Source organism: Streptomyces sp. NPDC034085, from assembly GCF_055575555.1.
On record NZ_JBVISL010000014.1, the window covers coordinates 40,994 to 53,247 of the forward strand.

At 73.1% G+C, this 12,254-nt stretch carries 7 protein-coding genes; 4 read left to right on the plus strand and 3 right to left on the minus strand.

Features of this window, described 5'->3' with window-relative positions; genetic code table 11:
* Positions 1-134: 134 nt before the first annotated feature.
* A complete protein-coding gene (locus ACZ501_RS32165) occupies positions 135-3,815 on the plus strand; it encodes an AAA family ATPase (protein ID WP_468800148.1) in 3,681 nt (1,226 codons plus the stop codon).
* Positions 3,816-3,999: 184 nt separating this feature from the next.
* On the plus strand, positions 4,000-5,433 hold the full coding sequence (locus tag ACZ501_RS32170) for a sugar porter family MFS transporter (protein WP_468800150.1): 1,434 nt from the start codon (positions 4,000-4,002) through the stop codon (positions 5,431-5,433).
* Positions 5,434-5,477: 44 nt separating this feature from the next.
* Here ACZ501_RS32170 and ACZ501_RS32175 read toward each other — a convergent pair whose 3' ends face one another.
* Together ACZ501_RS32175 and ACZ501_RS32180 are read right to left on the minus strand one after the other, a co-directional pair.
* The gene (locus ACZ501_RS32175; protein ID WP_361610035.1) at positions 5,478-6,464 is read right to left on the minus strand and encodes an LLM class flavin-dependent oxidoreductase; all 987 of its coding nucleotides are present in this window, start codon (positions 6,462-6,464) and stop codon (positions 5,478-5,480) included.
* An 82-nt stretch (positions 6,465-6,546) separates the two neighbouring features.
* Complete coding sequence (locus ACZ501_RS32180; RefSeq protein WP_468800152.1) at positions 6,547-7,983, minus strand: cytosine permease; 1,437 nt, start codon at positions 7,981-7,983, stop codon at positions 6,547-6,549.
* A 144-nt stretch (positions 7,984-8,127) separates the two neighbouring features.
* Here ACZ501_RS32180 and ftsY point away from each other — a divergent pair, with 144 nt between their 5' ends.
* Positions 8,128-9,339, plus strand: a complete 1,212-nt coding sequence (ftsY, locus tag ACZ501_RS32185) for a signal recognition particle-docking protein FtsY (protein ID WP_362455042.1) — start codon at positions 8,128-8,130, stop codon at positions 9,337-9,339.
* Positions 9,340-9,424: 85 nt separating this feature from the next.
* On the opposite strand, the gene ACZ501_RS32190 is transcribed toward ftsY, so the two are convergent.
* Positions 9,425-10,093, minus strand: a complete 669-nt coding sequence (locus ACZ501_RS32190; RefSeq protein ID WP_361610244.1) for a bifunctional DNA primase/polymerase — start codon at positions 10,091-10,093, stop codon at positions 9,425-9,427.
* Positions 10,094-10,499: 406 nt separating this feature from the next.
* Between ACZ501_RS32190 and nsdA the strand changes: the two genes are divergently transcribed.
* Positions 10,500-11,993, plus strand: coding sequence for a transcriptional repressor NsdA (gene nsdA / locus ACZ501_RS32195; protein WP_468800154.1), 1,494 nt, complete (start codon positions 10,500-10,502; stop codon positions 11,991-11,993).
* Positions 11,994-12,254: the final 261 nt, after the last annotated feature.

A 12,254-nucleotide genomic window follows, 5' to 3' on the forward strand; every position in this document is an offset into this window, starting at 1 on the left:
GACCCGCTCCGGCTCCTTCTTTCCCGCACGGCTGCCGCCCCGCCGCGCCGGGGGCGCGTGGTGCTTCCTTTAACGTCTGATGTGCCCTGCACCTTCAGGGGTGAAACCGAACGTGAAAGGTAGAGTCCGGCGGCGTGCACCTCAAGTCCCTGACCCTGCGCGGCTTCAAATCGTTCGCGTCCGCCACCACCCTGCGCTTCGAACCCGGCATCACCTGCGTCGTCGGCCCGAACGGATCGGGCAAGTCCAACGTGGTGGACGCGCTGTCCTGGGTCATGGGGGAACAGGGGGCCAAGTCCCTGCGCGGCGGGAAGATGGAAGACGTCATCTTCGCGGGCACCACGGGGCGGCCGCCGCTCGGACGGGCCGAGGTCTCCCTGACCATCGACAACTCCGACGGGGCCCTGCCCATCGAGTACGCCGAGGTCACGATCACGCGGATCATGTTCCGCGGCGGCAGCAGCGAGTACCAGATCAACGGGGACACCTGCCGGCTCCTCGACATCCAGGAGCTGCTCTCCGACTCCGGCATCGGCCGCGAGATGCACGTCATCGTCGGCCAGGGCCAGCTCGACTCCGTCCTGCACGCCGACCCCATGGGCCGCCGCGCCTTCATCGAGGAGGCGGCGGGCGTCCTGAAGCACCGCAGGCGCAAGGAGAAGGCGCTGCGCAAACTCGACGCGATGCAGGCCAACCTCGCGCGGGTGCAGGACCTGACCGACGAACTGCGCCGCCGGCTCAAGCCGCTGGGGCGGCAGGCGGCGGTGGCCCGCCGGGCCGCCGTGATCCAGGCCGACCTGCGCGACGCGAAGCTGCGGCTGCTCGCCGACGACCTCGTCGCCCTCAGGAGCGCACTCGACGCGGAGATCGCCGACGAGGCCGCCCTCAAGGAGCGCAAGGAGTCCGCCGAGCGGGACCTCGCCGACGCGCTGCGGCGCGAGGCCGGACTGGAGGAGGAGGTACGCCGCCTCGCGCCCCGGCTCCAGCGGGCCCAGCACACCTGGTACGAGCTGTCGCAGCTGGCCGAGCGGGTGCGCGGGACGGCGTCCCTGGCCGAGGCCCGGGTCAGGAGCGCCTCGGCCCCCGCCGAGGAGGAGCGGCGCGGCCGCGACCCCGAGGAGATGGAGCGGGAGGCCGCGCGGATCCGGGAGCAGGAGGCGGAGCTGACGGCCGCGCTGGAGGCGGCCGAGCGGGCGCTGGAGGACACCGCCGAGCACCGGGCGGGGCTGGAGCGGGCGCTCGCCGAGGAGGAGCGCCGGCTGCGGGACGCCGCCCGGGCCATCGCCGACCGGCGTGAGGAGCTGGCCCGGCTGACGGGGCGGCTCGGGGCGGCCCGGTCGCGGGCGGGCGCGGCGCAGGCGGAGGTCGAGCGGCTCGTGGCGGCCCGGGACGAGGCGCTGGCCCGGGCGGGGGCAGCGCGGGAGGAGTACGAGGAACTGGCCGAGGAGGTCGGCGGGCTCGAGGACCCTTCGGTGGAGGGGGAGTACGAGGCGGCGAAGGCCGCACTGACCGGGGCGCAGGCCGCGCTGGCGGCGGCCCGGGAGGAGCTGACCTCGGCGGAACGGTCCCGGGCGGCGGTGTCGGCGCGGCGGGAGGCGCTCGCGCTGGGGCTGCGGCGCAAGGACGGGACGGGGGCGCTGCTCGCGGCGCGCGAGCGGCTGGCGGGGCTGCTCGGGCCGGCGGCGGAGCGGGTGGCGGTGGCCCCGGGGTACGAGGTCGCCGTGGCCGCCGCGCTGGGGGCTGCCGCCGATGCCGTGGCCGTGGCCTCCGCGGGGGCGGCGGCGGGGGCGATCCGGCACCTGCGGGATGCCGATGCGGGGCGGGCGACGTTCCTCATCGCTCCCCCGGGCCCCGCGCTGATCCCGGGGCAGGGCCCCGTGGCAGCGGGCGCCGCCGGGCTGCCAGGACAGGCCCACGCAGGCGCCTCCCACCCCGCCCCCGCCCGACTCCGGGGCTCCGCCCCGGCGGGGCCGGAGGCCGCGGCGGCGGTCGTGGACGTGGCGGCGGGGTGCGGGTACCCGGCGGCCGCTTCGTTCGTCGGCGGGGACGCCGAGGTGCGGCGGGCCGTGGGCTGGGTGCTGCGCGAGCACGTCGTGGTCGGGAGTCTGGAGGAGGCCGAGGCCGTCGTCGCCGAGCGCCCCGGCCTCATCGCCGTGACCACCGACGGGGACGTGCTCGGCGCCCACGTCGCGCACGGCGGCTCCGCGGGAGCGCCCAGCCTGATCGAGGTGCAGGCCGCCGTGGACGAGGCGGCGGCGGAACTGGAGCGGCTGGACGGCGAGTGCCGCGCGCTGGCCGGGACCGAGGAGGACGCCCGGCGGCACCACGCCGAGGCAGCCGCCCGCGCCGAGGAGCTGGCCGAGCGGCGCCGGGCCGGGGAGCGGGCCCGGGCCGGGGCCGCCCAGCAGCTCGGCAGGCTCGCCGGGCAGGCGAAGGGTGCCCTGGGCGAAGCCGAGCGCAGCGCCCGGGCGGCGGCCACCGCCGAGGAGGCGTACGAGCGTGCGCGGGCCGACGTGGAGGAGTGCGCGGAGCGGCTCGCGGCGGCGCAGGAGCTGCCGCTGGCGGACGAGCCCGACACCGCGGTCCGGGACCGGCTCGCCGCCGACGGGGCGAACGCGCGGCAGACCGAGATGGAGGCCCGCCTCCAGCTGCGTACCCACGAGGAGCGGGTCAAGGGCCTGGCCGGGCGGGCGGACGCGCTCGACCGCGGCGCCCGCGCCGAACGCGAGGCCCGGGCCCGTGCGGAGCGGCGCCGGCAGCGGCTGCGGCACGAGGCCGGGGTGGCCCGGGCCGTGGCCGACGGGGCGCGGCAGCTGCTCGCGCACCTGGAGGTGTCGATCGGCCGGGCGGAGCAGGAGCGGACGGCCGCCGAGCACGCCAAGGGGCTGCGTGAGCGGGAGCTGGGCGAGGCCCGCGGCCGGGGCCGTGACCTCAAGGGCGAACTGGACAAGCTCACCGACTCCGTGCACCGCGGCGAGGTGCTCGGCGCCGAGAAGCGGCTGCGGATCGAGCAGCTGGAGACGCGGGCGCTGGAGGAGCTGGGCGTGGAGCCGGCCGCTCTGGTGGCGGAGTACGGGCCCGACCAGCCGGTCCCTCCGTCCCCGCCGGCCGAGGGCGAGGAGCTTCCGGCGGACCCGGAGCACCCGCGCAACCGGCCCGGCCCCTTCGACCGCGCCCGTCAGGAGAAGCGGCTCAAGGCGGCCGAGCGCGCCTACCAGCAGCTCGGCAAGGTCAATCCGCTCGCGCTGGAGGAGTTCGCCGCACTCGAGGAGCGCCACCGGTTCCTCAGCGAGCAGCTGGCGGACCTGCGTAAGACCCGGGCCGACCTCCTTCAAGTGGTGAAGGAGGTCGACCAGCGCGTCGAGCAGGTCTTCACCGAGGCCTTCCAGGACACCGCCCGCGAGTTCGAGGGGGTGTTCTCGCGGCTGTTCCCCGGCGGCGAGGGCCGTCTCGTGCTCACGGACCCGGACGACATGTTGGCCACCGGGGTGGACGTCGAGGCCCGCCCGCCCGGCAAGAAGGTCAAGCGGCTGTCCCTGCTGTCCGGCGGCGAGCGCTCGCTGACGGCCGTGGCGCTGCTGGTCTCCATCTTCAAGGCGCGGCCCAGTCCGTTCTACGTGATGGACGAGGTCGAGGCCGCCCTGGACGACACCAACCTCCAGCGGCTGATCCGCATCATGCGGGAGCTCCAGGAGAGCTCGCAGCTGATCGTCATCACGCACCAGAAGCGGACGATGGAGGTCGCGGACGCCCTCTACGGCGTGTCGATGCAGGGCGACGGCGTCTCGAAGGTCATCAGCCAGCGACTCCGCTGAAGGCTCCTACCCTTCAAAACCTGAAATCAACGGCCCTGGCCTGAAGTTATTCCGGCCTTCACATGACCTCTTGACTTCAGGAAATGAACACATAGGCTCTGTGCTGCCTCCCGCCTTCCAGTGGTGCCCGATATTGACCTGTGCGCCACTAGGAGAACGGACACGACCCCCCACGGAGCACACCTTGACCAGCAGCACAGCGCAGGTACCGGCGCCCGGCGGCGGACGCGCGTCCCAGCCCGACCACCTCGGGCACGTCATCTTCATCACCGCGGCCGCGGCGATGGGCGGATTCCTCTTCGGCTACGACAGCTCCGTCATCAACGGCGCCGTCGTCGCCATCCGCGACCGCTTCGACGTCGGATCGGGCGCACTCGCCCAGGTGATCGCCGCCGCACTGATCGGCTGCGCCCTCGGCGCCGCCACCGCGGGACGCATCGCCGACCGGATCGGCCGTATCCGCTGCATGCAGATCGCCGCCGTCCTCTTCACCGCGAGCGCCATCGGCTCGGCCCTCCCGTTCGCGCTCTGGGACCTCGCCGCGTGGCGCGTCATCGGCGGCTTCGGCATCGGCATGGCGTCCGTCATCGGACCCGCCTACATCGCCGAGGTGTCCCCGGCCGCGTACCGGGGCCGGCTCGCCTCCTTCCAGCAGGCCGCCATCGTCATCGGCATCGCCGTCTCGCAGCTGGTCAACTGGGGCATCCTCAACCTCGCCGACGGGGAGCAGCGCGGGAAGGTCGGCGGGCTGGAGGCCTGGCAGTGGATGCTCGGCGTGATGGTGGTCCCCGCCGTGCTCTACGGGCTGATGTCCTTCGTCATCCCCGAGTCCCCGCGCTTCCTGATCTCCGTCGGCCGCACCACCGAGGCCAAGAAGGTGCTGTCCGAGGTCGAGGGCGCCAAGGTCGACCTGGACGGGCGCGTCGCCGAGATCGAGGCGGCCATGCGCTCCGAGCACAAGTCCACCTTCAAGGACCTGCTCGGCGGCCGCTTCGGCCTGCTGCCGATCGTCTGGATCGGCATCGGCCTCTCGGTCTTCCAGCAGCTCGTCGGCATCAACGTGATCTTCTACTACAGCTCCTCGCTGTGGCAGTCCGTCGGCATCGACCCGACCAGCTCGTTCCTCTACTCCTTCACCACGTCGATCATCAACATCATCGGCACGGTGATCGCGATGATCTTCGTCGACCGGATCGGCCGCAAGCCGCTCGCGCTGATCGGCTCGGCCGGCATGGCGGTCTCGCTCGGCCTCTGCGCCTGGGCGTTCTCCTACAAGACCGGCACCGGCGACAACATCTCCATGCCCGACACCCAGGGCACGGTCGCGCTGATCGCCGCGCATTGCTTCGTGCTCTTCTTCGCCCTGTCCTGGGGTGTGGTGGTCTGGGTGCTGCTCGGCGAGATGTTCCCCAACCGGATCCGGGCGGCCGCCCTCGGCGTCGCCGCCGCCGCCCAGTGGGTCGCCAACTGGGTCATCACCGTCACCTTCCCGACCCTGTCGGACTGGAACCTGTCCGGCGCCTACGTCATCTACACCGTCTTCGCCGTGCTCTCGATCCCGTTCATCCTCAAGTGGGTGCCGGAGACCAAGGGCAAGGCGTTGGAGGAGATGGGGTAACCACTCCCCGCCACCACCCCTCTCCTCCGCGGTGCTGCCCCGGCTCAGTCCCTGAGCCGGGGCAGCACCTTTTCGCACAGCAGCCGCAGGCTGCGCCAGCCCTCCTCCACGGGCATGCCCCCGCACAGCGGGTGGAGCACCAGGTTCCCCGCCTCGCCGGCGCCCCGGGCGTACGCCACCGCCTCTTCCGGGGTCAGCACCCGGTAGACGCCCTCCGCCCGCAGTCCGGCCACCGAGCGCGCGTCCGACCGTACGGCGCTGCGGATCTCCTCGGACTGCCAGGAGGCGTACGTCCCCGCCTCGTGCAGGAAGTGCTCGCCGTACCGCGCCCACACCCGGTCCGGATCCTCCGCGACGTGCAGCAGCGGGGTCTCGGCGGCCGGCATCATGCAGAACCCCTCGGTGCCGTGCTCCGCGAGCTGCTCCTGGTAGTACGCCTCCAGCTCCGGCAGGTGCGCACTGGGGAAGAAGGGCAGCCCCAGCCGGGCCGCGCGGCGGGCCGCCGCCCTGGAACTGCCGCCGACCAGGAGCAGCGGGTGCGGCTGGGTGAAGGGGCGCGGGGTGACGCGTACGGTGCGGCCGCGGAAGGTGAACGGCTCGCCGGTCCACGCCTTCAGCAGGGTCTCCAGCAGCTCGTCCTGGAGCCGCCCGCGCCGGCCCCACTCCACGCCCTGCTGCTCGTACTCCTCGGGCCGGTAGCCGATGCCCGCCACCGTCACCAGCCGGCCGCCGCTCAGCAGGTCGAGCACCGCGATGTCCTCGGCGGCCCTCAGCGGGTCGTGGAGCGGGCCGATGATCGCGGAGACGGTGACCGCGATCCGGCGGGTGGCGCCGAGGACCGCGCCGGCGAAGGCGAAGGGGGAGGGCAGCCAGTTGTTGGAGGTGCCGTGGTGCTCCTCGGTCTGGACGGTGTCGATCCCGTGCTCGTCCGCGTACTGCGCCATCTCCAGCGCCGCCCGGTAGCGGGCGGAGAGGCTTTCCGGGGTGGCGTTCGGGTCGACGAGGTTGAACCGGGCCACGGTGATGGGCATGGAAGGGTCCCCCTTCGCCTGGTGCGCCCCTTCCGCCGGATGCGGGCGGGGCGGGCGAGGGGGGACGTTAGCTGACGCTGCGTCAGTCGGCCAGGGCTCCGGCGGGCTCGCGCTCCGCGCCCGGCCCCGGCACGGCAGGGGCGGCGGTGCGCGGCAGTACGGCGTACAGCGCGGCGGAGACGGCGATGCCGGTCACCCAGCCGAGGCCGTTCTCCCCGATCCAGGTGGCGGCGAGCGGCCCGCTGAACCAGTCCACCCGGGTGAACAGCAGCCCCGCCACCAGGGCGACGCCCCAGGCGGTCATCGCCTGCCAGGCGAAGCCGCCCCGGTACCAGTAGGCGCTGCCCGCGGTCGTGTCCAGCAGCGCGGGGCCGTCGTAGGAGGTGCGGCGCAGCATGTCCACGCCGAAGACGCCGATCCACGCGGAGAACGCCACGGCCAGCAGGGTCAGGAAGGAGATGAACGAGCCGAAGAAGCTCGTCGCCACCACCATCAGCAGGAAGCCGAAGACCAGGCTGATGACGGCGTTGACGCTGACCGCCCAGGCGCGCGGCACCCTGATGCCCAGGGTCTGCGCGGTGAAGCCGGCGGAGTACATCGACATCGAGTTGATCAGCAGCATCCCGATCAGGGCGATGAGCAGGTAGGGGACCGCGATCCAGGTCGGCAGCAGCTCGCCGATGAAGGAGACCGGGTCCTGCGCGCTCGCCAGGTCCGGCGTGCCGACCGCCATCACCGCACCCATCAGCACCATCGGCAGGACGACCACGCCCGCGCCGCCGATCGTCGCGCCGACCATGCCCTTGGCGGAGGCGGTGCGCGGCAGGTACCGGGTGAAGTCGGGGCCCGAGGGGACCCAGCTGATGCCGCCGGCCGCGATGGTGCCGATGCCCGCGACCATCATCGCGGTGGAGCCGGCCGGCTTGCCGAAGACGGCGGACCAGTCGGTGGTGAAGAGCAGGTAGCCGAGGACGAGCACGCTGAAGCCGCCGAAGAGGTACGTCGACCACGTCGAGCAGACGCGCAGCGCCTTGATGCCGAGCCCCGAGACCACGAAGGTGCAGCCCACGAAGAAGAGCAGGGTGACGACGATGAGCGCGGTGCTGCTCCGCACCCCGAAGAGCAGGTCGAGGACGGTCAGCACGGCGTAGGCGCCGCTGACGGCGTTGATCGTCTCCCAGCCCCAGCGCGCCACCCAGATCAGGGCGCCGGGGAAGAGGTTGCCGCGCTGGCCGAACACGGCCCGCGACAGCGCCATGCCGGGCGCGCCGCCGCGCTTGCCGGCGATGGAGACCAGGCCGACGATCCCGTACGAGACGACCGGCGCGGCGACCGCGACGACGAGCACCTGCCAGATGTTGAGCTTGTTGAAGATCACCAGCCCCGCGCCCATGGTGAGCAGCAGCACGCTGATGTTCGCGGCGACCCACGTGGGGACCAGCTCGCGCACCCGGCCGGTGCGCTCGCCGTCGGGTACGGGCTCCAGCCCGCGGGTTTCGGCAGCTGACTCAGCGGACATGCGGTTGCTCCGTGGGGCGTGATGAGGGAGGAAGTCGTCCATCATCGTGGATGTGCGGGCAAAACACTAAATGGGGGCTTAGTGCCCGGTACGGGCGCCGAGGTCCGGGCTCCGGGGCCGCCGTGGCCGATACTGGGGAGCGTTATGGAAATCCTCATCCTTGCTGTAGTCATCGCCCTGGTCGCGGTCGGCGCGATCAGCGGGCTCGTGGTCAGCAGCCGCAAGAAGAAGCAGCTGCCCCCCACGGCGCCGCCGAGCACGCCGACCATCACTGCCCCGCCCGCCGAACCGCAGGTGGGGGAGGACTCCGCGCCGACGGCCGAAGAGCCGCGCCGGACCATCGAGGAGGTCGTGCTCCCCGAGGCGGAGGCAGCGGCCCCCGAGGCCCCCGTCGAAGAGGCCGTCCCGGCCGCGCCCGAGATCGAGGTGCCCGAGCCCACCGCCGGCCGCCTGGTCCGGCTGCGGGCGCGGCTCGCCCGTTCGCAGAACTCGCTCGGCAAGGGGCTGCTCACGCTGCTCTCGCGCGAGCACCTCGACGAGGACACCTGGGAGGAGATCGAGGAGACCCTCCTCATCGCCGACGTCGGTGTCGCCCCGACGCAGGAGCTGGTGGAGCGGCTCCGCGAGCGGGTCAAGGTGCTCGGCACCCGCACGCCCGCCGAGCTGCGCACCCTGCTGAAGGAGGAACTGCTGGCCCTGGTCGGCACCGACTTCGACCGTGCCGTGAAGACCGAGAGCGGCATGGACACCCCCGGCGTCGTGATGGTCGTCGGCGTCAACGGCACCGGCAAGACCACCACCACCGGCAAGCTCGCCCGCGTGCTCGTCGCCGACGGCCGCAGCGTGGTGCTCGGTGCCGCCGACACCTTCCGCGCCGCCGCCGCCGACCAGCTCCAGACCTGGGGCGAGCGGGTCGGGGCGCGCACCGTGCGCGGGCCCGAGGGCGGCGACCCCGCCTCCATCGCCTACGACGCGGTCAAGGAGGGCATCGCCGAGGGCGCCGACGTGGTGCTCATCGACACCGCCGGCCGGCTGCACACCAAGACCGGCCTCATGGACGAGCTCGGCAAGGTCAAGCGCGTCGTGGAGAAGCACGGCCCGCTGGACGAGGTCCTGCTGGTCCTCGACGCCACCACCGGGCAGAACGGCCTGACCCAGGCGCGCGTCTTCGCCGAGGTCGTCGACATCACCGGCATCGTGCTGACCAAGCTCGACGGCACGGCCAAGGGCGGCATCGTCGTCGCCGTCCAGCGCGAGCTGGGCGTCCCGGTCAAGCTCGTCGGCCTGGGCGAGGGCCCGGACGACCTGGCCCCCTTCGAGCCGGAGGCGTTCGTCGACGCCCTCATCGGCGACTGAGCCGCCGGCGCGGTCCCGAAGGACGTACGCAGAACGGTGCCCCCGGATCCGTCAGGACCGGGGGCACCGCCGTGCGCGGGGGCCGTCAGCGCCGGAAGCGGTGACAGGTGTAGGCCAGGGTGCCGAGCAGCAGGCGGGCCTGCGGGGGGCTGCCCGCACTGTCCAGTGCGGGCCCGCGCAGCCAGCCGGCCGGGCCGAGGCCCGCGTGGTCGGAGGGCGGGGCGGTCAGGAAGGCGCCGCGGCCCAGGGCGCGCAGGTCCAGATCGGCGTCGTCCCAGCCCATCCGGTACAGCAGCTCCGGCAGCTCGGCGGCGGCGCCCGGGGCGACGAAGAACTGCGCCCGGCCGTCCGGGGTGGCCGTCACGGGCCCCAGCGGCAGGCCCATCCGCTCCAGCCGGACCAGCGCGCGGCGCCCGGCCTCGGCGGAGACCTCGATGACGTCGAAGGCGCGGCCGACCGGGAGCAGGATCGCCGCGCCCGGATACTCGCCCCAGATCGCGGAGACCTCGTCCAGGGTGGCGCCTCCCGGGACGGTCGGAGCGAAGTCCAGCGGATGCGCCCCCGGCGCGCCGCAGTTCGTATGACCGCAGGAGCAGTCGCGCCGCGGGCCGGCGGCGCGGGCTCCGGGGACCGCGTCCCAGCCCCAGATGCCGGTGTACTCCGCCACCGTCGTGCACTCCGCGGTCCGGCCCCGGCGCCGGACGCCGGAACGGAACTCCTTGGTGCTGCGGCTGCCGCCGATCGTGAAGCCCATGCCCATGCCCCCTCCAACGGGTCGGACGCGCCGGTGGTTACGACCTCGGCGAGACCTGTCGGAGGCCGGACGGGGCGCGTCCTCCACCGGGGCTGCCCGGCGCACTCCCCGCCGCGCGCGCCCCGAGCGCACTCCCGTCCAACCACTGTGGTTTCGCCTTGGTGTCAAGTGAATCGCGCCTGGCCGTCGGCGAGTTCATTCAAAGGGGTGGCGAATGGTGGCGTTTCCGGAATCGACCTCGCCGACGGGGTGATCGTAGGATTACTTTCGGTGCACGAACCGGACGGCGGGCCCATCCGTGGGTATGCCGGAGGCAATCGGTGGAGGACTTGTGAAGGTCCCCGGCGGCGTCGGCCGCCCCGGCCAGGGTTTCGTGTGAAGAGGCGATGCGGATGGGGGCGTTCCAGTGAGCGGCAACGGCGCAAGCGGAACGAGCGGCGAATCCGCTGTGCGGAACGAACAGCTGAGCTCGTGGTTCGTCCGCAGCGGCTGGTCCAAGGGCGAACTCGCGCGCCAGGTCAACCGCCGGGCCCGCCAGATGGGCGCCCACCACATCAGCACCGACACCTCCCGCGTACGCCGCTGGCTCGACGGCGAACAGCCCCGCGAGCCCGTGCCGCGCATCCTCTCGGAGCTCTTCTCCGAACGCTTCGGATCCGTCGTCGCCATCGAACAGCTGGGCCTGCGCACCGCCCACCAGACCCCCTCCGTCTCCGGCGTCGACCTGCCCTGGGCGGGCCCGCAGACGGTGGAACTGCTCAGCGAGTTCTCCCGCAGCGACCTGATGCTGGCCCGCCGCGGCTTCCTCGGGACCTCGCTCGCCCTCTCCGCCGGCCCCGCCCTGATCGAGCCGATGCAGCGCTGGCTCGTCCCGGCCCCGGCCGCCGACCTCGGACCCCGCACCGACACCGGGCCCTCGGGCGCGCTCGGCGGACACCGGCCGCCCCGGCTGTCCGAGCCGGAGCTCGACCTCCTCGAAGCCACCACCGTGATGTTCCGCCAGTGGGACGCCCAGTGCGGCGGCGGGCTGCGCCGCAAGGCCGTCGTCGGACAGCTCCACGAGGTCACCGACCTGCTCCAGGAGAACCACCCCGGGCCGGTCATGAAGCGGCTCTTCAAGGTCGCCGCTGAACTCGCCGAGCTCGCCGGCTGGATGAGCTACGACATCGGCCTGCACCCCACCGCCCAGAAGTACTTCGTCCTCGCGCTGCACGCCGCGAAGGAGGCCGGCGACAAGCCGCTGGGCTCCTACATCCTGTCCGGGATGAGCCGCCAGATGATCCACCTGGGCCGCCCCGAGGACGCCCTGGAGCTCATCCACCTCGCCCAGTACGGCAGCCGCGACTGCGCGGGCCCCCGCACCCAGGCCATGCTGTACGCGATGGAGGCCCGGGCCTACGCCAACATGGGCCAGCCCAGCCGCTGCAAGCGGGCCGTGCGCATGGCCGAGGACACCTTCTCCGACGTCGGCTTCGACGGCGAGCCCGAACCCGACTGGATCCGCTTCTTCTCCGAGGCCGAGCTCAACGGCGAGAACTCCCACTCCTACCGCGACCTCGCCTACGTCGCCGGACGCAGCCCCACGTACGCCTCCCTCGCCGAACCCGTCATGGAACGGGCCGTGGAGCTGTTCGCCAAGGACGAGGAGCACCAGCGCTCCTACGCCCTGAACCTCATCGGCATGGCCACCGTCCACCTGCTCCAGCGCCAGCCCGAACAGGCCACCGTCCTCGTGGGCCAGGCCCTCGACGTGGCGGGAAAGGTACGCTCCGAACGGGTGAACAACCGGCTCCGCAAAACCGTCGACACCGCCGCCCGTGAATACGGCGACGTCGCCGAGGTGGTCCGGCTGACCGACCTCCTCGCCTCCCGGCTGCCCGAGGCCGCCGAGGCCGTCTGAGCCCGCTCCCGGCGCGGTCACCCGCCTGACCCGCGCCCGATCCGCCCCTGACCCGTACGTGACCCGGACCGGACCCGTACCTCACCGGTTCATGGAGGCGTAACACGCCCGCCCTCTTCGTCATCGGCGCGAAACACCCAGCGGCGCCGCCGGAAACCGTCCTGCGCGAATCTCATGGCCAATAACCGGCCAGACCTTACGCCGCCGCTCAGGTTTCCCACGATCGCCCGCACGCGACCGTACCGACGACGAGGAGACGCC

Coding starts and splice junctions, on each gene's coding strand:
- ACZ501_RS32175 (WP_361610035.1), bottom strand. CDS start 6,464: ATGCCCATCACCGTGGCCCGGTTCAACCTCGTCGACCCGAACGCCACC.
- ACZ501_RS32180 (WP_468800152.1), bottom strand. CDS start 7,983: ATGTCCGCTGAGTCAGCTGCCGAAACCCGCGGGCTGGAGCCCGTACCC.
- ftsY (WP_362455042.1), top strand. CDS start 8,128: ATGGAAATCCTCATCCTTGCTGTAGTCATCGCCCTGGTCGCGGTCGGC.
- ACZ501_RS32190 (WP_361610244.1), bottom strand. CDS start 10,093: ATGGGCTTCACGATCGGCGGCAGCCGCAGCACCAAGGAGTTCCGTTCC.